The following is a 20,934-nucleotide window of genomic DNA, read 5'->3' on the forward strand; positions in this document are numbered from 1 at the left end:
GATGCTTAGTTATTCTACATTTGTTTATTATCTTCTTACTTTACGCCGCCTCCGAGTTCTAAATTCCTTGATTTTGCTGTTACTGATTTAGTGACAGTACTCATATTTGCCATATTATGGCCAGGGCATATGATTAACCCTCTATTTTCGACGCGAATTAGACCGGCTTAAGCCCAAAACACGCCCGCAGCGTGTTAAGCAACGCTTCTTGCTTCTTCCTGCGAGCATCGACACGATTCCGGTACCGCTTTCGCATACGCTGGTGCATGCGCCATGCGAGCGCCTCCACCGCTTCCATGTCACAGAGCATTTCGTTGTTGACCGTCGCGACCTCGATTCCCATAGTAATCAAGCCCGTGTTGCGCTTTTCATCATGGATACGTCCCCTCCGAGAGGAATGGCCCAGCTCACCGTTGTATTCCAGGTCAAACCGGGCTGCTTCTTGATACGCATCGCAAACTGCATGGGACATCCCCGAGATTGCCTGCGCACGGTCATCGAACTCAATCTTGTAGTCGGTCTTAAAGGGACCGCAGGCAAATCCGCCACAGGAAAACGGAAGCGAAAACAGGGCGAGCATGATGCACTCCATGGGCGAGCGCAGGTTTTCCGAAAGATAGGGACACAGACGCTGCAGCTGCTTGGCTGCGTTCCCCTTGCATACCGCGAGGTAATCTGCCAGACAATCGGGCGTCAGCACCGGCTCAGCCTCAAAGTAGCCCACATCTGCTGGCTGGTCCTTGTCCTTTGCAAGTTTATTCGTAACAGGCGAGGTGTAGGGAGGCAGATACTTCCCGCGGTCACTCAGCGAAATCTTAGAGCACAGCTCCTGAGCCAGGGCAAATGCCTGGATGCAGCCGACCTCGCGCGCAACGGCAACACAAAGGGCCTCGGGAGATAGACTGTACACCCCCGGTTCCACCTCTAGAATCGAGCCGGCGGGCAACCCGGAGCATACGGACCAGCTCACGCCAAGAATGCGGCGGCGCTGCGCTGCAGACCCTGCCAGCAAGCACAAATCCTCTTGCACCTCGCCGCTTGCGGCCCCAATCCGCACCAAGTCGGGAAGATAGATGTCCTCGGTCGAGGGCGACGACGTGCGCAGCACACGGCGCTCTTCATCGGGATCGAGGTCCCTCCAGCTGATGTAACCCATTTGTCGGCGCTCGGCGCGCATCATGCGTAGCGCCGAGGCGCCGGTCAGAATTATGGAGGCCGCCAGTTGCTCGCTTGTCGGCTCGTTGCGCCGCTCAATCTTCACTGCCACAAAACCACCCCTACCAAACGCGTGCGATAGCGAGACCATCGACTGCCGCGGCGCCGGCACGCTTGAGCTCCGCCGAGGCCGCTGCCATGGTCGCGCCCGTGGTAATGACATCGTCGACGAGCAGCAGGCGGCGGCCGCGCACATCCTCGACCGTCTCGTACATACCCCGAGCGTGTTCCCGGCGCTCATCGCGACCGAGCTCGCGCTGGTCACCATGGCCGTACTTAACGAGGGCGTCGAGCAGGGGAACACCCGACAGCTCGCAAAATGGACGCGCAATAGCCTCCATATGATCAAAATCACGCCGCCGAAACGCTGCCGCCGTCGCAGGCACAAACACCACCGCATCCGCACCGGACAGCACACCTCCATAGCGATCGGGCGCTACGACCTGGGCATGCAGGGCGGTGTCGTAGAGCAGCTCCGCCAGATACGGAGCCAGACGTCGCTCGCCCGCATCCTTGTACGCTTTAATGATGCGCGGCAGCGGATGCGCATAGACGGCGCACGCCAGGCAGCGGTCGAGCGCCTCCGTCATTGCCGAGGACGTGCCCTCGACCGAACACTCAGTGCACAGCAAATCCCCAAACGGGGCGCTGCATCGGGTGCAGCTATGACGTGGGTCGATGAGCGTGAACGCGGCAAGGCAGTCTTGGCAAATAAGCGCACCGGCGCGCTCGCAGCCGGCACATCGTGTTGGCGACAATGCCTCGAGCGCCTCGTACGTCGCGCGCTCGGCAAGCGGTAGCAATTCGTCCGCAAACGGTAGGGTGCCTGCACCCTGCAAGCGACTCAACACATTCAAATGCCTCTTCATGACACAACCCTCCCTACGCGAAGGCGAAGGGAGGGTTGTCGGTGTAGAGCCATGATACCCAGAGGCGCTAGGGTCAGGCGAGTCACATCCGCTTACGGGCGCTATTCGCCGGCAGGCGGTTGCGGTGCGGACGAGGTGCGGGTCGAGCCCTCGCCGCCGTCCTGACGCGGCTTGCGGGAGCGACGGCGACGGCGACGCTTTTGACCCTGGTCGGTCGAGCCCTCGCCGCCGCGATCCTCACGCGGTTCGCGCTCGTCGCGAGAGCCGCCGCGCGAAGCCTTGGCGGCAGCTCCTCCGCCGTCTCCAGGGCGACGGCGCGTGACCTTGACTTCGCCATCCGAAACCTGATCGGCCACAGAAGGAACCGAGGGCTTCTGCTGCGTGCCCGAGGAATGGCGACGGCGCGGACGTGGCGCGCGCTCCTCCTCGCCACGCGGCTTGCCAGCCTTGTCGGCAGGCGCATCGGAGGCCGAGACGCCCTTGGGAGCGGCACCGGCCTCGCGAGCAGCTGCGGCGCGGAAGGCGTCCTCGCGCTCCTCGCTCGACAGGTGACGGCGACGACGGCGCGTGGGGTTCATGCCACCGCCGCGGTTTTGCTGCTGGGGCTGCTGAGCCTCGCGCTCGCGGGAAGCGTTCTTGCCCGCGGTCTCGCCATTGTCGACGGACGCCGTGCGCTTGCGGCGGCGACGGCCACCGGCTGCCTCCTCGGCCTCGGGTGCCTCGGCCTTGCCGCGACCCTTTCCACGGCCACGGCCCTCGCCCTGGCCCTGACCGGAGCGAGCATCGGATTCGGCATCGCGGCGACGGCGCTTGGGTATCGACGTGCCGGCCAGACGGTCGGCACTCGACAGACCATCGCCCACATCGACGCCATTCTCGCGATCGAGCTCCATGAGCGCCAGGCGCATCTCGGGCGACTCGATGCGCTCGAGCACGTCGCGCGTCACGCAGTCGGGGCGGCAGTTGCAGCCCTGCTCGGCGGCCTTCTTTTTGCAGCCCTCCGAGCACGTCATATCGGCCAGGTTGACCTTAAAGACTTTGCCGTTCTCCAGGCGCAGCACCAGCTGCTCACGCGGCGTGTCATATTCCTGGATACGCGCCTTGCCAAGCGGCGTATCGATGAGCGTCTTCTTTTTGGGCGCACGGCTCTTAAAGTCCTTGTACGCCTCGAACTCATAGCGCAGGCAGCACATCAGGCGGCCGCAAACGCCGCTGATCTTGGACGAGTTGAGCGGCAGGTCCTGCTCTTTTGCCATGCGGATCGAGACGGGCTCAAACTGTCCGCCAAAGCGCGTGCAGCAGAGCTCCTGTCCGCATTGGGCATAACCGCCCACCAGACGGGTCTCGTCGCGCACACCGATCTGGCGCATGTCGACGCGAATGTGCAGCGTCGAGGACAGGTCCTTGACGAGCTGACGAAAATCGACGCGCTCCTCGGCCGCAAAGTAGAACACGGCCTTCTCGCCGCCAAACAGGTACTCGACGCCGACCGGCTTCATCTCGAGGTCGAGCTCTTTGACGAGACGGCGGAAATCGACCATCGCCTCGTCGCCCTGGATGGCCAGGTCGTCGGCAAGCTGCAGGTCGATGTCGCTCGCCACGCGCAGCACGGGCTTGAGCGGCTGGCCGATCTCATCTTGCGGCACCTCGAAGGGATCGGCCGTGACCAGGCCGATCTCGGTCCCGCGCTCGGTGGAGCAAATGGCATAATCGGCCTCGAGGATATCCAGATCCTGCGGGTCAAACCACAGGTCGCGCGAGGCGTAGGTAAACTTAACGGGTACGACTAACGGCATTTCAGTGCCTTCCTGATATCGAACAGCATGACCTCGATGGCCAGCTGGGGAGTAACGTTTCTGGCGATGTTGCGCTCGGCGGTCGCGACCGCCTCGAGCGCCCGGGTGGCACCCGCAGCATTCGTCGCGGCGGCAAGCCGCCCGATCGTGTCGCGCACGTCTTCGTTCACGACGTCGGCCGCCTCGTCCTGAAGCGTCAGCAGCACGTCGCGCATGAGCGTCCGCGCGCTCGCCAGCGCTTCCATGATACCCGAACGCTCGCGCGCGTTGAGTTCGCGCTTGTTGCGGTCCTCAAGCTGCTTCAATGCTCCACGCGACAGATAGTCGGCGTTTTGCTCGAGCACCTTTTCCTGTGTGGACTTGACCTCGGCGAGCGGTGCCTTAACGGCGACGATGAGCGACTTGGCGCGGCTGAGCACATCAGCCTCGTCGGCAGCGATGAGCGAATCGATGGCGCGGACCATTTGGCGGCGAGCATCCTGGCGCTCGGCACTCTTAAGGAACTCGATGCCGCGTGTGGGGCTTCCCGCCACGGCGACCACCATGCGGCAACGCGCGAGGTCCTGACCCGTCGCGCGACTCACGGCCTGCGCGGCCACGGTGGGCGACACCAACCGAAACGGCACGCACTGACAGCGGCTCACGATGGTGGGCAACATCACGTCTGCCGAGGTGCCCAACAAGATGAACATAACGCCCTCGGGCGGCTCCTCGAGTGTCTTGAGCAGCGCGTTGGCGGTGTTAGCGCGCAGTTGCTCGGCGCGATCGATGATGTAGACCTTGGCCTTGGCACGGATGGGCGCCAGCGGCACGTCATCGAGCAGCTCGCGGGTCTGGGCAATGAGGTAGCCTGTGGCGCTCTCGGGCGTGTAATAGTGCACGTCGGGATGTGTGTGCCGCGCAACGCGCACGCAGCTGTCGCATGCGCCGCAGCCGTTCTGCTCGCAGAGGAAAGCTTGGGCGAGCGCCCATGCGGCATCGAGCTTGCCGGCACCGGGAGCGCCCAAAAACAGGTAGGCGTGCGATGCGCGGCCGCTGGCGACGGCGTTGGTCAAAAAGTCGCGAACGCGCTCTTGGGTGTCGAGCTTGGCCAGCAGGCTTGCCTGAGCGGGGGCCATGTTACTCGGCCTCCTTGGCAAGCGCGGCGGCGACAGCATCTTGCGAAATGTCGAGACCGTACGCGCGAATCTGCTCGACCGTCTTCTCGAAGACTTCCTCGACGGTCGCAGTGGCGTCGATGAGCTTTACGCGGTTTGGCTCCTCGGCAGCAATAGCGCAGAATCCCTGGTAGACACGCTCCTGGAATGCCATGCCTTTGGCCTCCATGCGATCTGCCGCGCCACGGGCTGCCATGCGCAGCGCCGCCTGCTCGGGCGTGATGTGATAGACGAGCGTGAGCGCCGGGTGCGTACCCGCGACGGCCAGGTTGTTGGCGTCACGCACCATCCGGCGATCGAGACCGTCGGCAAACGCCTGGTAGCAGGTTGTGGAATCGTAGAAGCGGTCGCACAGAACCACCTTGCCGGCCGCGAGGGCGGGAGCTATGACCTCGTGCACCAACTGGGCGCGCGCTGCCTCGTAGAGCAGCAACTCACAGGTGTCGCCCATCGCTGTATTGGCGGGGTCGAGCAGCAGAGCGCGGATCTTTTCGCTGATGGCGGTACCGCCCGGCTCGCGCAGGCTCACAACCTGGTAGCCAGCGAGTTCGAGCGCGCGGGCAAGCAGACGCGCCTGCGTGGACTTGCCGGCGCCGTCGACGCCCTCGAGCGTGATAAAGCTATGTTGAGCAGGCTCAAAAGTCATGGGCGCAGCCCCTTCCTACAAGGCGCGTAAATGCAGATATATCAACCAAGCCATGATACCCCAGTGCTCGGCGCGTCCCCAATGGCTAAAGGTGCCTTTCCAAAGTTGCGGTGAAATAGGGACTGATTGAAGCTCTGAGACCGCCAAACAGTCCCTATTTCACCGCAACTTATGAAGGGGAATTTTGGACGCTGGGTATAATCGTCGTATTGCATTGAAATGTGGCGAAAGGAGTGGCAATGTCTCGGTATTGCGCCTCGTGCGGCAAACTTCTTGCAGATAATGCCAAGTTCTGCACCTCGTGCGGTGCACCCGTTGAGCAAACAACCGCAAGCGATAGCCAGCCCGCTTTTGAGCAGACCGGTTCCCTCGATACGCCGCAAGCCAAGGCGGACGACCCCCTCGCCTATCGCCCCGACCCCGCCGCAGGCCCCGCGGCCGTCGAGACCACGCAGCGCATACCCGTCGCGAGCGGCTCGCCCCAACAGCAGCCGGCTCCCGCATACGCGCCCGCTTCGCCACAGACCCCCGCTCCCAAAAAGAGCGGCATCGGGCCGCTTATCGCCGTTATCGTTGTGCTGGTGGCGATCATCATCGCCCTGGTCGTTTTCTTTGTGATCAAGCCTTTCGACAACGCCGCCACGCAGACGACTGCCGAGGTAGCTAAGCTGCACCATGACGTCGACGACGATGACCTAAAGCCTCTCGGCGATCCCAACAGCCTGTACGACGATGACGACGATGACGATGACGACGAGGATGGCGGCGAAGCAACGCTCTCCGAGCAGAATCTCTACCGCCGACTGAGCGAATACTACGACCTGCTCGAAGACCTCGACAGCTACGTCCGTGGCTGCGCGCAGAACTTCAACGGCAGTTATCTGGAAGAGGATCGAACCGCCCGTCAAAATCTCGCCGACGTCGCCGAGCGCACGGAGGACACCATCGAGCAGTATTACGACATCGTCGAGGACCTAGACGTTCCGACGAGCTCCAAGAACTACAGCTCCTGGAAGGACATCATCGCCCTGTACGACGACCTGGATCACCGCATCGATGCGATCTGCGATGCCTGGGAGATCAGCTTAAAGTACGCAAAGCCCGCGGACCATAAGAATGAGATCGTGGCGCCGCTGTCGCGCGACAACGTGGCGGGCACCAATGACAATAAGTACCGCCTAGACTTTGAGGAGCGCTATCCCGGCGCCAAACCCGTCGAAGTGAACTAACGCCTTGTCGTTTCCGAGCCGGCAGTTAGGGACGTTCCTAAACTGCCGGCAGAAAAAGGAACGTCCCTAACTGCCGGTCAAAAAAAGAGCGAGGATCATGGGACCCTCGCTCGTTTTTGTCTTAGTCAATGTTTCGGCTGCGCCGTTACTTATCGGCGGCCTTCTTGGTGGTCGTCTTTTTCGCGGCAGTCTTCCTGGCGGTCGTCTTCTTGGCAGCAGTCTTCTTTGTCGCCGTGGTCTTCTTCGCCGTGCTCGCCTTGGTCGCAGTCTTGCGGCCACGGGCGGGCTTCTTCTCCTTGGTCGGGCAGTCCATGTTGACGCAGATACGCCACGGACCGCGCGCCGTGTTGACCACCACGATGGGGGCGCCGCACTCGGGACAGGTCTCACCCGTCGCCTCGAGTTTGCCACGCGCCGGCAGCGGATAGCTCACGCCGCAATCGTCATAGTTGGTGCAGCGGATAAAGCGCTTGCCGCTCTTCTCGCTCTTGTGCGCAATCAGATCGCCATGGCGTCCGGCCTCGGCACACACCTTGCACTCGCCCACCTTAAGGTCGGGCTCGTAGTTAGTGGGGCATGTGGGGTTCACGCAGATCTCGAAAGCCTTCTGGCGGAACGGCTGGCACTTAATGCGCGGTGCGCCGCATTCGGGGCACACGGCAGCCTCGCCCTCGAGCGGGCTCACCTTGACGCCGCTCGGCACCGGATAGGTCACATCGCAATCGGGCCAGCCCATGCAGCCGATAAAGCTGCCGCGGGTCTTGGCGCTCGTCTTCATAACCAGGTCCTTGCCGCACTTGGGGCAGGCGCCCACGCGCGCATCGGCTGTGACGGCGTCGCTGATGGCGTCGCCCAGCTCCTGCGTATGCTTGAGTAGCTCGTCGAGCACGCCGGCCAGCAGCGCGCGCGAGTGCGTCACGACATGCTCTTCGGTATCCTCGCCGCGCTCCACACGGGTCATATCGCCATCGAGCTCGCTGGTCATATCGGGGCTCGTGATGCGCGGGGCAAACTGCGTCAGCGCGTCGATGATGGCGATGCCCAGCTGGCTCGGCTCAACGGGATCATTTTTGAGATAGCGCACGGCATACAGGCGCTCGATGATGCTCGCGCGCGTGGACTTGGTACCCAGGCCGCGCTTTTCCATCTCCTGAACGAGCTTGCCCTGGCTATAGCGCGCGGGCGGCTCGGTCTGCTTGGCCTCGAGCTTAATGTCGAACACGTCGACCGTATCGCCCTGCTCCAGCGGCGGCATCTGCTCGTCGCGCTTAAGGCCGTACGGGTAGGCCTCGCGGAAACCCGGGGTCACGAGCACATCGCCCGAGGCCACGAACGGCTCGCCGTTCACGTCGAGCTCGAGCTTGGTGTTCTCGATGGTCGCGGGCCCCATGAGCGTTGCCAGGAAGCGACGGGCGATGAGGTCGTAGAGCTTGCGCTGTCCGCCATCGAGCGTGGACGGATCGCCCTCGCCCGTGGGATAGATAGGCGGGTGGTCGGTGGTCTCGACCTTGCCGCGCGTGGGCTTCATGGGACCGGCGAGCACCTTTTTGCACACCGGCGCCAGCGCCGGGTTGATCTTTGCCAGATCGCTCACCACGGCGCCCAGATCGAGCGTCGCAGGGTACACGGTATTGTCGACACGCGGGTAGCTGATGAGACCGGCCATGTAGAGGGACTCGGCGATGCGCATCGTACGCGCAGGCGAGATGCCCTCGGCTGCGGCGGCAGCCTGCAGCGAGGTGGTCGCAAACGGCGTGGGCGGCTGCTGCTTACGCGAGCGCTTGGTCACCGCGGCAACGGTCGCCGTCGCGACGCCGTCGACATGGCCGTACGCCGTCTCGGCAGCATCCTTGTCGGTAAAACGCGCCGTCTTGTGCGCGATCTTAAAGCGGTCGTCCTCGGCAGCGCCCTGCGCGGCACCCATGCCGCGAATCTGCCAATAGTCCTCGGGCACAAACGCCATGCGCTCGCGCTCGCGCTCGACCACCAGGGCGAGCGTCGGCGTCTGCACGCGGCCGGCAGAGCGCACGTTACCAAAGCCGCCAAACTTGGCGAGCGTCAGATAACGCGTGAGCACCGCGCCCCAAATGAGGTCGATGTGCTGGCGGCTCTCGCCGGCGTCGGCCAGGTTCTGGTCGAGCGAGACGAGATTATCGAAGGCGTGCGTGATCTCGGCCTTGGTAAACGAAGAGTATTGGGCGCGGGCAACCGGCAAGTCGGGCGCCACCTCACGCACCTTGTTGAGGGCGTCCGAACCGATCAGCTCGCCCTCGCGATCGAAGTCCGTGGCGATAATGACGCTGTCGGACTTTTTAGCGAGGTTCTTGAGCGAACGAATGAGCTCCTTCTCGGCCGGCAGCTTAATGACGGGTGCCCAGGTGAGGTAAGGCAGGCTCTCGAGCTTCCAGCCCTTGATGGAGATGCCATCGGCAAGGAACGGCTTGCGCTTGGTGTCGTACGGCGGGCGGGCCAGGCCATCGGGCATATCGGCCGGCAGCATCTCGCCGTCCTCGGTGACCGAATACCAACCCAGCTTTTTATCGAACAGCACGCTGTCGCAAAAATCGGGTGCAAGGATGTGACCGGCCAGGCCGATGGTCACGCACTCCTCGCCCTTCCACTCAAAACGGTAGATGGCGGTGTTGTACACCTTATCCTTTTTGGGTTTACCCGTGGACAGACGCTCGGCGATCTGACGCGCGGCGTCGTTTTTCTCGGCGATGATGAGCTTCAAAAGAGGCTCCTATCTCGTGTCTCTGCGGCTACGCCCGCCCGTATGGCGGCCGATTTACGCCCTTGCTTGCTCGATCTGCCCGATGAGCCAATCGCACCAGGCATCCATGCCCTCGCCCTTGCGCGCGCTCACGGCAAACCGCGGCGCCTGCGGATTGAGGTCATCGAGTGTCTTAGTATACCTATCCATGTCAAAATCGAAAGCCGGGGCCACGTCGACCTTATTGAGCAGCTGCGCGCCGGCGTGCTGGAAGATGCCCGGGTACTTGATGGGCTTGTCGTCGCCCTCGGGCACCGAGAGGATCATGATGGACAGGTTCTCGCCCAGGTCAAAGTCGACTGGGCAGACCAGGTTACCCACGTTTTCGATAAAGATGACGTCGATGTTTTGAAGACCCACAGCCCGGTCGAAGGCGTCAACGGCCTCCATGATCATGTTGCCCTCGAGATGGCACAGGCCGCCCGTGTTGATCTGGATGGCGGGCATGCCGGCTTCCTTCATGGTGATGGCGTCGACATCCGAGGCGATATCGCCCTCGATGACGGCACAGCGCAGGCCGGCCTTGTCACGTAGACGCTCGTTGGTGCCCAGGATCGTGGTAGTCTTGCCCGAGCCGGGGCTTGACAGCACATTGATCACATAGGTGTTTGTCTCTTTAAATCGCTGTCGCAGCTGATCTGCCAGGCGCTCATTGCGCGACAGAATCGGCGACGCGATATCAATCGTTTTCTCGGCCATATTCGGCACTCCTTAATTTCCAACATTTATACCCCGTCCCCAGGTGGCTGGCGGGCTAATCGTCGGGGGTTTCGATTTCTATACTGGCGATGTCGAGCTCGCGGCCGTGCAGTAGGCGCACGTTGGCGCCACCGCACTGGGGACAACGGCAATGGAAGCGGTCGTGCTCAAAGACCTCGCCGCAGTCCAGACACTCGCTTTGTGGATGGACTTCCTCTACGGCAAGCTCGCAGCCGCGCGTGAGCGGGTCCTCGTCGCGAAATGTCTCCCATGCAAAGTCGAGTGCCTCGCGCACGACCTCGGTCATATCCCCGATACGCAGCGTTACCAAAACGGCGCGCGAGGCCCCCGCCCCACGCGCCGCGCGAATCACTGTATCGAGTATGCCGTTGACAATGCCAACCTCGTGCATACCGATTTACTCCTCGTCGTCCTCGTCGTCCGAGAACAGGTCCAGACGACTCACGAACAAGCCCTCCTTGCCCTCGCGCGCGGTAATGACCACACGGGCGATGGCAAGCGAAATCTCGTAAAGCGAGAGCAGGGCGCCATACATGAGGCCGAGCGTAACGGGCGAGCCGTCAGGCGTAATCACAGCCGAGCCCACGAGCAGGCCAACGTATACATAACGCCAGGCACCGCGGAAAGCAGCGTAGGACACGATGTGGAAGACGGACAGGTAGAAGATGATGAGCGGCAGCTCAAACGCCACGCCAAAGCCGATCATAAAGAGCAGCTCCATGTTGACGTAGTTCTCTAGATCGGGCAGCGCCGTAGCGACGGCCGAGGTCTCGCCGATGAGCCACTCAAAGCCCGCAGGAATGATGATGAAATAGCAGAAAATGGCGCCCAGGAAGAACAGCACCGTCGAGGCGAGCACCGTGGGCACGACCCACTTGCGCTCGTTGGGGCGAAGCGCCGGCAGGAAAAACGCCAGAATCTGCCAGATGATCATGGGCGTGCACATGACAACGGCCATCTTGATGGCCAGCGAAAAGCGCAAACCAAAGCCACCGAGCGTGGTGGTGATGTAGAACTTACCGTCCGGCACAAAAGAGCGGATGGGGTCTTCCAGGATGTCGAGCACCACAGGCGTGGCGAAATACAGCACGATAGCGGCGGCAAACACCGACACGACCACGATGGTTAGACGGCGACGGAGCTCTCCCAGGTGATCGAAGAGCGGCATACGCGCAGGTCCGATAGGCATTACTCATCGCCTCCCTTCGGGGCGTCGGCGGCAGCGGCGTCGTCCTCGGCCTCGAGCTCGCGAGCGAGCTGGTCGACGACAGCCTTGCGCTTACGGGGACGACGGGCGTAGAGGTCAGCCGTCGTGGGCTCTGCCGGCTCGGGCTCGGGCTCCGGCTCTGCAGCAGGCTCGGGCTCGGCGACGGCAGCGGCAGGCTCGGCCTTGGCGGACTCGGCGCTCTCGGCCTCATCAGCAGCGCCTTCGCCCTCGGTGGCACCCTCGCTCGCAGCCTTCTCGGCGGCAAGGCGGGCACGGCGCTCGGCAAAAGTCTCCTTCTTTGCGGGCGCAGCCGTCTCGACGGCACCCTCGTCCGCATCGGAATCGTCATCGACGGCAGCCTTCTTGGGCTTGACCGGGGCCGACGCGGCCTCGCTTACCGGATCGATAATCTCGGACTGAACAACGGCCGTCATCTTTTCCTGCGTCTCGCGGAACTGACGGATGGCACGGCCGATTGTGCGGCCCATCTGCGGGAGCTTATCCGGGCCAAACAGCAAAAAGCCGAAGACCACGATGATCGCGAGCTCACCCTCTCCAATACCAAACACACATACCTCCAAGGCTCGATGTGAGTCGAGCCCGCACCGCGCCATTCGGCCGGAACTCGTCTATTCATTCGGTCAAGTATAGCGCCCGGACGCCAAAACGTCCGAGCGCATCACAAACATATGCCAAACGGCACGCCCCTTTTGGGGCAGGGCTTATGCCGCCGTGATCGAGATCTCCTGGTCGACGCCCAGCAGCTGAACCACGCGCATCACCGGGGGCTGCACATTGGTGCAGCTAAAGCGCTTGCCGTGGTCGACCGCGTGGTGCGCGGCGCCCACGAGCACGCCAATGCCCGTCGAATCAATGTAGCTCACCTGGGCAAAGTCGAGCTCAACGGCCTCGGTGGGCTGCTCGAGCGCCAAGTCGATGGCGTTGCGCAGACTATCGGCATTGGAGATATCAATCTCGCCGGTTACCTTAATGGTATAGAGCTCTGGCGTGGGGTTGGTGGAAATACCCAAATCCATGTATACGCTCCTTTACGTATCGAAAGTGCGGATAGTACGGGAAGCCGCGCGTTAGGCGCGCTCGGCACGCGCAAGCTCGGCAGCGACCAGCTTCACAGCCAGCACCAGCACATCGAGCGCGGCCTCCAGGTCCTCGACCGTGGGATAGCTCGGCGCGATGCGGATGTTGGTGTCGCGCGGGTCCTTGCCATAGGGCCAGGTAGCACCGGCCGGCGTGAGCTTGACGCCCAGGTCGGCGCAAAGCGCGGCGACCTTCTGGGCCGAGCCCTCGGGACCATCGAAGCTTACAAAGTAGCCGCCGCGGGGGTGCGTCCAGGTGGCACAGTCTGTGTCGCCCAAGCCCTCGGTGAGCTTGCGCTCGACGGCCTCAAAGCGCGGACGCAGGAACTCGGCATGCTTTTTCATGTGCTCCTTGACCGCCTCGATGGTGGGAAGGAAGCGTACGTGGCGCAGCTGGTTGAGCTTGTCGGCGCTGATAAGGCCGGCCTTCAGGCGCTTGGAGAACTCCGCGATAACCGCGGGGCTCGCACCGATAAAGCCGATGCCGGCGCCCGGGAAGGTGATCTTGGACGTCGAGGCAAAGGCCACCACGCGGTCCTCGGTGCCCGCCGCGCGAGCGAGATCAAAGATGTTGGCGAGCTCGTCGGTCTCGTCGTACAGGTCGTGCACGCAGTAGGCGTTGTCCCAGAAGATGCGGAAATCGGGCGCGGCCGTGGGCATCTCGACCAGGCGACGCACGGTGTCCTCGCTAAAGGTGATGCCCGTGGGGTTGGAATACTTGGGCACGCACCAGATACCCTTGATGGAGTCGTCGGCGGCAACCAGGCGCTCGACCTCGTCCATGTCGGGGCCGTTGTCGGTCATCGCGACGGGGACATTCTCGATACCCAAGTCGGCAGTGATGCCAAAGTGGCGGTCGTAGCCGGGAACAGGGCACAGGAACTTGACCTTCTTGCCGTCATGCGCGGTCTCATAAGCCTCCCAAGGCTCGCTGCCGCACGAGCCGCAGCGCCAGAACATGCCGGCGATATCGTGCTCAATCAGCAGGCTCGACGAACCCAGTACGAGCGTCTGCTCGGCGGGGCAACCCAGGAACTCCCCCGCCAGCTTGCGTGCCGAGGGAATGCCCTCAAAGCAACCGTAGTTGGAGCAGTCGACGTTGCCGTCGTGCAGATCGGCATCGGCATTGAGGATATCGAGCATGGGTCGAGAGATGTCCACCTGGGAGGGCGACGGCTTGCCGCGGGCCATGTCGAGCGCCAGGCCCTTGGCCTTGACCTCGGCGACCTCGGCTTTGAGCGCCTCGATGGCGGTATCGAGTTCGGTGGTTTCCATCTTCTGGTAGATCGTCTGCATGGGGTGCGACCTTTCGCGAAGCGGTACGTTGCAGTTCGTCTAAGTATAGACCGCCACCGCCGCAACGTTATGAAGCCGTGATAGATTAAGTCCATCGCAATAAATTACGAATCGCCGCGCATGCCGGCGTGGGGCGCCCAAGGAGGCACTATGGAGTATGGATCGTTCCAGGCCGAGGAATTCGGCGACTTGCAGCGCCTGGTCGACGGACTGTTTTACGACCGCCACGCCATCGACCGTCTGGACCTGATCGTACAGGCCGAAATCTTGGACCTGGCGCCCGATCTCATGGAGATCGTCAACCTGCTACCGCCCGGCTACTACGACCGCCAATCGCTTTGCGACCAGCTCAACTCCGCCTTGGCCGCCCACGGCTGGGGCGCCGTCTACGGCACCGTGGAATAAGCCTCGAGGCCGGCATTTGGCCCGTTTCCCGACCCTGGCGAGGCTTGTTTTAGGGCTTGTGGCCAAAAAAGGGCAAATATGAGTACTGTCACCTTTTTAGTAGCAGCGTTTCTTGGTCGAAATCGGCAAAACTCGACTTGAAACTCCCTAATCACCGTCAGCTAGCGCCAAATTGGAAGTCGATGGTCACTCATTAACGTACAGTTCTTATAAATTTGTTCATTATTTTCCGCACCTAAAATGATACGCCGTTTGTGACAGTACTCACAAACGGCGTTTTTTGACCACGGGGGGTATCTGGCAGGGGGCCAGTAGCGCTCGGATCCGAGTTTCGAACGCATCCAAACCGGTTCTGGTGTCTTTTTTCGAGCTTTTACTCGTTCTTGGGCGCGGAGTGCTTGCAGACCACACTCATGTAGATCATGCCGAGCACGGCCGCGGTGACCGAACCGGCAAGAATGGCAGCCTTGGCGGCAAGAACCTCAAACTCGGCCGTCGGGAAAGCGAGGCCGCTGATGAGGATCGACATCGTAAAGCCGATGCCGCCCAGAATGCCCACACCGGCAATCATGTGCCAGTTGACGTTGCGCGGCAACTGGCAAGCCTTGAGCTTGACCAGGGCAAATGTCATGCCAAAAATACCAATCGGCTTGCCCAGCAGCATGCCAAAGTACACGCCGAGCGTCACCGGGTCGGTGAGCAACGTGCTCATATCCACGCCTACCAGGCGAACCTGTGCGTTCACGAACGCAAAGATCGGCAGAATCACAAAGTTGACCGGTGTGGAGATCAGACGCTCCATGCGGATGAGCGGCGGGGTCACGCGGTGCATGACGCGCTCGACCCTGGTGGTCGAGACGGTAAAGTCATGCTGGCCCAAGATGTGCGCCTCGTCGTCGTAGCGGTCATCGAGCAGCGGCAGGCACTCGCCCAACCAATCGGTGAGGCTATCGAGCTTGACGCCGCACTTGGCCGGGATGGTAAAGGCCAAGATAACGCCAGCAAGCGTGGCGTGCACGCCGCTCTTGAACATACAGAACCACAACAGCAGACCCAGTACCGAATACGGGGCAAGGCGGTAATGCTGCGTCTTGTTGAGCCACACGAGCGCGCAGGTCACAAGCGCGGCGGCGCCCAACCAAAACGGATTGGGGCTCTGACCGTAGAAGATGGCGATGGCGGCGATGGAGATGAGGTCGTCGGCGATGGCGAGCGTCGAGAAGAACACGCGCACGCCGTTGGGAACGCGATTGCCCAAAAGCGATAGCACGCCCAGCGCAAAGGCAATATCGGTTGCCATGGGGATGGCCCAACCGTTGCGGGCGCCGGCATGGTTGAAGATCAGGTAGATACAGGCGGGAACGACGACGCCGCCCACGGCCGCCAGCATGGGAAGCATGGCCTGACGCGGATTCTTGAGCTCGCCGACCGTCATCTCGTACTTAAGCTCAATGCCCACCAACAAAAAGAAAATCGCCATGAGGAAGTCGTTGACGAAAAGCTCAACGGTGAGACCGGCCGTAAGGTTGCCCAGACCCACATACAGCGGGGTCTCCAAAAAGTGATGGATGGCCTCGTAGGCATCGGTATTGGCGCAAATGACGGCGGCGATGGCGGCGAAGACCATGACGGCGGCGGAAATCGTGCCGTTCTCGGTGATGCGTTCCCAAATGTCGTGACGTTCAAAGCGCTTGCGCTCACGAACGTTGAACAGCTGCTCAGTTGCTGCCATGGGCGGCTCCTTTCACGGGAAAGCTCCCGTCTTAAAAAAGCACGGCCCGCCCAAGTGGCGGCGCCGCGCTCTAACGTATTACGCTTGCATCTAGCCTACCCTGCACGACAAGCACGCAGGCGTGGCCGAAAAGCGGAACCACAGGTTGAACATTATTTGCTCAACGGCACGGGCACGCCTGTCCAAGAGACGACGCGGCGCCGTGCACAAAAAACGACCGGAGCGCGGGGCGTCCGCGATCCGGTCGTGGCGTTTAGTCAACTAAACCTAGCAGGCGGCCATGATGGGGGCAGCGACCTGCTTCTTACGGGAGAGGACGCCCGGCATCCAGACGCCGTCGTGCTCGTCGGCAATGCCCAGGCCCTTCTGAGCAGCCTCGGTCTCGCCCTCGAGCAGGACCTGCGAGCCCTCCTCCATGATGTCAGTGATGCACAGGACAATGCCGTCGGCACCCTTCTCGGCGGCGTAGGCGCGCATGGCCTCGCGAATCTCGTCGATCATGCCGAGTGCGCGGGTCTTGTCGACAGTCTCGTACTGGCCGATGAGCAGCTTCTTGCCGGCGGGCTCGAACATCTTGATGTCGTTGCCGACCATCTCGGCTGCGGTGAAAGAGCCAGACGGACGGGTGAGGAAGACCTCCATGCCAAACTTGACCGGGTCGACGCCCACCTGCTCGCCGAGCTTGGCGGCGACGGCGCGGTCGACATCGGTGGTGGTGGGGCTCTTGAGCATGAGCGTGTCGGTCATCATGGCCGAGAGCAGCAGCTTAGCCTGGACGTCGGAAAGCTCAACGCCGAGCACGCCGGCGAGCTTGGTGACGATGGTGCAGCTGGAGCCCCAGGGCAGGCAGATGTAGTGCAGCGGGCCGGCGGTCTCGAAGTCGCCGATGCGGTGATGATCGACAACGCCAAAGACCGTGGCGTCCTTAAGGCCAGCGACGGACTGGGCAGACTCGTTGTGGTCGGTGAGGACGACGAGCTGACCGGCCTCGACGGACTCGATCACGCGGGGCTCGGCGATGCCGGCGTCGGCGAGCAGCTTGGCGGACTCGGCCGGAAGCTGACCAAGGGCGCAGGCCTCGTAGGTGTTGCCGGCATACTCAACCTGGTTGAGCAGCTGGGACAGGACGACGGCGCTCATGATGGCGTCGTTATCGGGGTTCTGGTGACCAAAGACAAGAACGTTTGCCATGGATATCCTCCACTTGATATGTGTACTTGGACGTAGCTATGGTAGCACGCGGATGCCAAGCCTTCGCAGACGGAAGGGCCGCGGCACAATTTGGGACAAGCATGATGGTCAAGTCCGTCACCTTTGCACCATGTTGGTGCAAAGTAACCTGACCCCCTTGCACCAGCTATTTGCCGGCGGCGCGCAGGGCTACGTAGGCGGCACCGATGATACCGGCGTCGTTGCCGAGCGAGGCGACCTCGATGGGCGTCTCGCGCGAGGCGGAAAGCGCGTACTGCTTAAAGTGCTCGCGCACCCTATCGAGATAGACATCGGCCGAGGCGGAGGCGCCGCCGCCGATCAGGAACATCTCGGGGTCGACCACGTTGGCGATAAGTGCCAGAGCACGACCGAGATAGTCGGCCATGGTGTCGGCCGCGGCCAGCGCGAGCTTGTCGCCCTCGCGGCAGGCCTGGAACACGTCCTTGGAATCGGAGGGGCCGGTGAGCTCGATGGGGTCGACGCCCGCCTTCTTGCACTCGGCCAGGTAATTGCTCACCACGCCGGTGGCACTGGAATACTGCTCTAGGTGGCCATGGCCGCCACAGCCGCAGGTGCGCTCCTCGTCGGGGTTCAGGCACATGTGGCCGATCTCGCCGCCGGCGCCCACAACGCCCGATACCACGTCGCCGTTAACGATAACGCCGCCACCCACACCGGTACCGATGGTGACCATCACCACGTTCTGTACGCCCTTGGCAGAGCCGAGCCAGGCCTCGCCCATAGCAGCGGCGTTGGCATCGTTCTCGTACTTAACGACCGCGTCGGGGCAGTGCTTTTGAATGGCAATCCTCAGCTCGGGCAGGTTAATGGCAATGTTGGCCTTGACCTTGGCATCGCCCGACGCCGGGATGGGGCACGGAACGGCCAGGCCAATGCCTGCCACAAAGGCACGCGGAATCTGCGCCTTGGCGACCACCTGGTCGATAGCCTCGGTCACCGCGGCAAAGCCCGCAGCGTCAACGATGGGAGGCGTGGGCACGCTGGCCTTGGCAAGCAGGTTTCCGTCCTCGTCGAACAGGCCCTCCTTAACCGAAGTGCCGCCGACGTCAATGCCGATGTAGTACTGCTTAGGTTCCATGAGAGCCCACCTTTCTCGTTTAAACATTGCCTGTATGGTACCGCTCCCAAGGCAAAAACCTACCAAAAAGAGACAGGTTTGTTTTGGCAGGTTTTATCTGGGGAAATGCAATTGGCTGCTCAACAGGCCGCACAAGACCATCCTCAAAAATAGAGGCGCCGGGAGGCGGAGACTCCCGGCGCCCGTCAAAGGGACTATGTTGTCTGTTGGACCGCACGGTCCGTCGTGGCGATAGCGCCGACTAGGCCTGAAGTGCCTGCAGCTGCTTGTGGATTTCGATGAGCTCCGTCGCCATGACGCGCATGGTCTCGGTGCCGGCCATCTGGTCCTCGGCATGCAGCAGAATCAACGGGGCCTCGCCGTTACGCTCGCCGTTGGCCTCCTTCTTCAGAAGCCCCATGTGAACATCGTGGCCACCGTTATAGGCCTCATCGCCCTGCTTGATAAGCTCCTCGGCGGCGTCAAAATCGCCCTCCTTGGCCTTTTGCACGGCATTGATGTACATGCTCTTGGCGGTACCGACGTAGCTGATGATCTCGAAGCAGGTCATCTGCAGTTCGTTCATATCCTCCATGCGGAGCACCTAGCCCATCACGCTGACGCAGTGGTCGATGATACCGGCAGCGTTCATGCGGCCGTAGTCGACCATGTTGATGACCTCGACCGGAAAACGACCGGCGGCCTCCTTCTCAAAATCGCCCTTGGTGTAGCCGATCTGCGGGCCAAGCAGCAACATGTCGCACTCGTCCAGGTGATCGTGGGCCTCGTTCATGGGACGAGCCTCGACCTCGATATCCAGACCACGGTTTGCAACCTCGGCCTGCATCTTCTGGACCAGCAGGCTCGTGGACATACCGGCATTGCAGCAGAGCGTGATTTTCTTCATGGTTTCCTCCTTATAACTGCGCGGCGCGCAGACGACAACTGGTTTTATTCCTTGCGGCTATTGTGCCCTCTTTCTGCACCCTTACGCAGAAGAGAAATGCGGGCACCGGCACCGCATACCGGCGCCCGCAAAGGTGAAAGGGACGAACGTTAGGCGTTCTACTCGGCGAGAGCCTCCTGCTTGGCGATTGCCTTCTCGGAAATCTTCATGAAGGGCAGGTAGACGGCCATGCCAATGACAATCTCGAGAGCCTGCCACACGCCGGCGCGCCAGTCAAAGCCCGTAGCGAGCAGGGCATTGATGACGGGAGGCATAGTCCAGGGCACCTGGGCGATGCAGGGGCTGATGATGCCTGCGCAGGTAAGGCCATAGGTGACGCCGATGAACAGATCGGGAAGGAGGACAAACGGGATCATGAGCGGCAGGTTGTACACGATGGGGTAACCGTAGATAACCGGCTCGTTGATGTTGAACAGACCAGGCAGGATAGCCATCTTGGAAACGGTCTCGGAAGCCTTGTTCTTGGAGAACAGGAGCGTGTCGAGCAGGAGCATGAGGGTGCAGCCCGAGCCGCCGATGAGGGCGAAGCTGTTAACGATCTGCATGTTCATGTAGTGATCGGGCTGAATGGTGCCACCGGCGGCAAAGGTAGCCATGTTGTCGACGATGAGCATGGTCAGGATCGGCTCGACGGTAGCGCCAGAGATGGTGGACTGGTGAATACCGACGCAGAACAGCAGGTTAGCAAGGGTGTAGATGAGGATAACAGCCCACGGACCGGCGTTCATGATGTTCTTGAGCGGGTTGGAGATGCACGTGGAGATGATGGTGCACAGATCGGTGCCGGCGCACACGGCGAGCAGGGCTGCGGCAAGAGCGAAGATCGCGAGGTTGAGCAGCATCGGGATCATGACGTTGAAGGAGTTGGAGACCGCGGGAGGCACGCCCTCGCCCAGCTTAACCTTGAGCTTCTCGACGCCAGAAATCTTGATGAAGAGCGAGACGGAAAGCAGGGCGATGATAATAGCCGAGAACAGACCGTTGGTGCCGGTGTTGGCAGTCGAAAGGGCGCCCGTGACCTCGGTGGAGGTGATCTTGTCGGTGAGCAGTGGGCTCGTGGCGGCAAGCGAGGCGGTGATCTGCTGCGGCATCATGATGACGAAGGCAGAGATGGCGACGACCACGCAAGCGAGCGGGTTATCGAAACGCTTGTTCTTGGCGAGGCTGTAGCCAATCAATCCGGCCAAGATAATGGCAGAGACGTTGAGGGTGCCCAGCGTAATTGCCGAGCCCCACGTCTGAAGGTTGGCAAGGCCCGCCGCATCGAGCGGGAACAGAGGGAACACGACGTTGTTAATAAGAACCGCGATACCCGCAAGGATATAGAGCGGCGTGATGGTCGCGAAGGCGTCACGCAGGGAACGCAGGTGAACCTGGTTTCCCACCTTCGCAGAGACCTCGGCAAACTTGTCGAGGAAGCTCTTTCCGTTGTCACTGGCCATGATTGCTCCTAACTTTCAAATCCGGCCTTTTCCTATGCGCACGGTGGTCTGTCGCCCTCTGCCACCAGATGTGCCATGTGTTGCGCGCGGCGG

Annotated in this window: 20 protein-coding genes; 2 read left to right on the forward strand and 18 right to left on the reverse strand. The window is 61.8% G+C overall.

Annotated elements, in window-relative coordinates; translation table 11 throughout:
- Nucleotides 1–157: 157 nt before the first annotated feature.
- The 5 genes from V2391_RS04950 to tmk form a co-directional block, all read right to left on the reverse strand.
- Nucleotides 158–1,267, reverse strand: coding sequence for a hypothetical protein (locus V2391_RS04950; protein WP_329738439.1), 1,110 nt, complete (start codon nt 1,265–1,267; stop codon nt 158–160).
- 10 nt (nt 1,268–1,277) lie between these two features.
- Complete coding sequence (locus V2391_RS04955) at nt 1,278–2,084, reverse strand: phosphoribosyltransferase family protein (RefSeq protein ID WP_329738440.1); 807 nt, start codon at nt 2,082–2,084, stop codon at nt 1,278–1,280.
- Between the two features lie 101 nt (nt 2,085–2,185).
- Nucleotides 2,186–3,880: a PSP1 domain-containing protein gene (locus V2391_RS04960; protein WP_329738441.1), complete on the reverse strand. Its 1,695-nt coding sequence runs from the start codon at nt 3,878–3,880 to the stop codon at nt 2,186–2,188.
- Nucleotides 3,871–4,998 (reverse strand): DNA polymerase III subunit, encoded by a 1,128-nt coding sequence (locus V2391_RS04965; protein WP_329738442.1) that lies wholly within the window; start codon nt 4,996–4,998, stop codon nt 3,871–3,873. The genes V2391_RS04960 and V2391_RS04965 overlap by 10 nt, the downstream gene beginning before the upstream one ends.
- Nucleotide 4,999: 1 nt before the next feature.
- Complete coding sequence (gene tmk / locus V2391_RS04970; RefSeq protein ID WP_329738443.1) at nt 5,000–5,683, reverse strand: dTMP kinase; 684 nt, start codon at nt 5,681–5,683, stop codon at nt 5,000–5,002.
- Between the two features lie 239 nt (nt 5,684–5,922).
- Between tmk and V2391_RS04975 the strand changes: the two genes are divergently transcribed.
- Nucleotides 5,923–6,912: a zinc ribbon domain-containing protein gene (locus V2391_RS04975; RefSeq protein ID WP_329738444.1), complete on the forward strand. Its 990-nt coding sequence runs from the start codon at nt 5,923–5,925 to the stop codon at nt 6,910–6,912.
- Nucleotides 6,913–7,057: 145 nt separating this feature from the next.
- On the opposite strand, the gene V2391_RS04980 is transcribed toward V2391_RS04975, so the two are convergent.
- From V2391_RS04980 to V2391_RS05010, 7 genes are all read right to left on the reverse strand, one after another.
- Nucleotides 7,058–9,646, reverse strand: coding sequence for a DNA topoisomerase I (locus V2391_RS04980; RefSeq protein ID WP_329738445.1), 2,589 nt, complete (start codon nt 9,644–9,646; stop codon nt 7,058–7,060).
- Between the two features lie 54 nt (nt 9,647–9,700).
- Nucleotides 9,701–10,384, reverse strand: a complete 684-nt coding sequence (gene hypB, locus V2391_RS04985) for a hydrogenase nickel incorporation protein HypB (RefSeq protein WP_329738446.1) — start codon at nt 10,382–10,384, stop codon at nt 9,701–9,703.
- Nucleotides 10,385–10,439: 55 nt separating this feature from the next.
- Nucleotides 10,440–10,796, reverse strand: coding sequence for a hydrogenase maturation nickel metallochaperone HypA (gene hypA, locus V2391_RS04990; RefSeq protein ID WP_117565013.1), 357 nt, complete (start codon nt 10,794–10,796; stop codon nt 10,440–10,442).
- Between the two features lie 6 nt (nt 10,797–10,802).
- On the reverse strand, nt 10,803–11,594 hold the full coding sequence (tatC, locus tag V2391_RS04995) for a twin-arginine translocase subunit TatC (protein WP_022093860.1): 792 nt from the start codon (nt 11,592–11,594) through the stop codon (nt 10,803–10,805).
- Nucleotides 11,594–12,181: a twin-arginine translocase TatA/TatE family subunit gene (locus V2391_RS05000; RefSeq protein ID WP_270224990.1), complete on the reverse strand. Its 588-nt coding sequence runs from the start codon at nt 12,179–12,181 to the stop codon at nt 11,594–11,596. Before V2391_RS05000 ends, tatC begins: the two co-directional genes overlap by 1 nt.
- A gap of 153 nt (nt 12,182–12,334) precedes the next feature.
- Nucleotides 12,335–12,649 (reverse strand): STAS domain-containing protein, encoded by a 315-nt coding sequence (locus V2391_RS05005; protein WP_035137695.1) that lies wholly within the window; start codon nt 12,647–12,649, stop codon nt 12,335–12,337.
- Nucleotides 12,650–12,700: 51 nt separating this feature from the next.
- Nucleotides 12,701–14,005: an aminotransferase class I/II-fold pyridoxal phosphate-dependent enzyme gene (locus V2391_RS05010; protein WP_329738447.1), complete on the reverse strand. Its 1,305-nt coding sequence runs from the start codon at nt 14,003–14,005 to the stop codon at nt 12,701–12,703.
- 150 nt (nt 14,006–14,155) lie between these two features.
- On the opposite strand from V2391_RS05010, the gene V2391_RS05015 reads away from it, so the two are divergent.
- Complete coding sequence (locus tag V2391_RS05015; RefSeq protein WP_022093864.1) at nt 14,156–14,410, forward strand: hypothetical protein; 255 nt, start codon at nt 14,156–14,158, stop codon at nt 14,408–14,410.
- Between the two features lie 373 nt (nt 14,411–14,783).
- On the opposite strand, the gene nhaA is transcribed toward V2391_RS05015, so the two are convergent.
- From nhaA to V2391_RS05045, 6 genes are all read right to left on the reverse strand, one after another.
- On the reverse strand, nt 14,784–16,142 hold the full coding sequence (gene nhaA / locus V2391_RS05020; protein WP_329738448.1) for a Na+/H+ antiporter NhaA: 1,359 nt from the start codon (nt 16,140–16,142) through the stop codon (nt 14,784–14,786).
- 267 nt (nt 16,143–16,409) lie between these two features.
- Nucleotides 16,410–17,333 (reverse strand): manganese-dependent inorganic pyrophosphatase, encoded by a 924-nt coding sequence (locus tag V2391_RS05025; protein WP_118226883.1) that lies wholly within the window; start codon nt 17,331–17,333, stop codon nt 16,410–16,412.
- A gap of 166 nt (nt 17,334–17,499) precedes the next feature.
- Nucleotides 17,500–18,453, reverse strand: a complete 954-nt coding sequence (locus V2391_RS05030) for an ROK family protein (RefSeq protein ID WP_329738449.1) — start codon at nt 18,451–18,453, stop codon at nt 17,500–17,502.
- Between the two features lie 241 nt (nt 18,454–18,694).
- Nucleotides 18,695–19,027 (reverse strand): PTS lactose/cellobiose transporter subunit IIA, encoded by a 333-nt coding sequence (locus V2391_RS05035; RefSeq protein WP_199410549.1) that lies wholly within the window; start codon nt 19,025–19,027, stop codon nt 18,695–18,697.
- Between the two features lie 9 nt (nt 19,028–19,036).
- Nucleotides 19,037–19,339 (reverse strand): PTS sugar transporter subunit IIB, encoded by a 303-nt coding sequence (locus tag V2391_RS05040; RefSeq protein ID WP_329738450.1) that lies wholly within the window; start codon nt 19,337–19,339, stop codon nt 19,037–19,039.
- Between the two features lie 158 nt (nt 19,340–19,497).
- Complete coding sequence (locus V2391_RS05045; RefSeq protein WP_329738451.1) at nt 19,498–20,841, reverse strand: PTS sugar transporter subunit IIC; 1,344 nt, start codon at nt 20,839–20,841, stop codon at nt 19,498–19,500.
- Nucleotides 20,842–20,934: the final 93 nt, after the last annotated feature.

Source organism: Collinsella sp. CM84Y_54, from assembly GCF_036317945.1.
GTDB lineage: Bacteria > Actinomycetota > Coriobacteriia > Coriobacteriales > Coriobacteriaceae > Collinsella.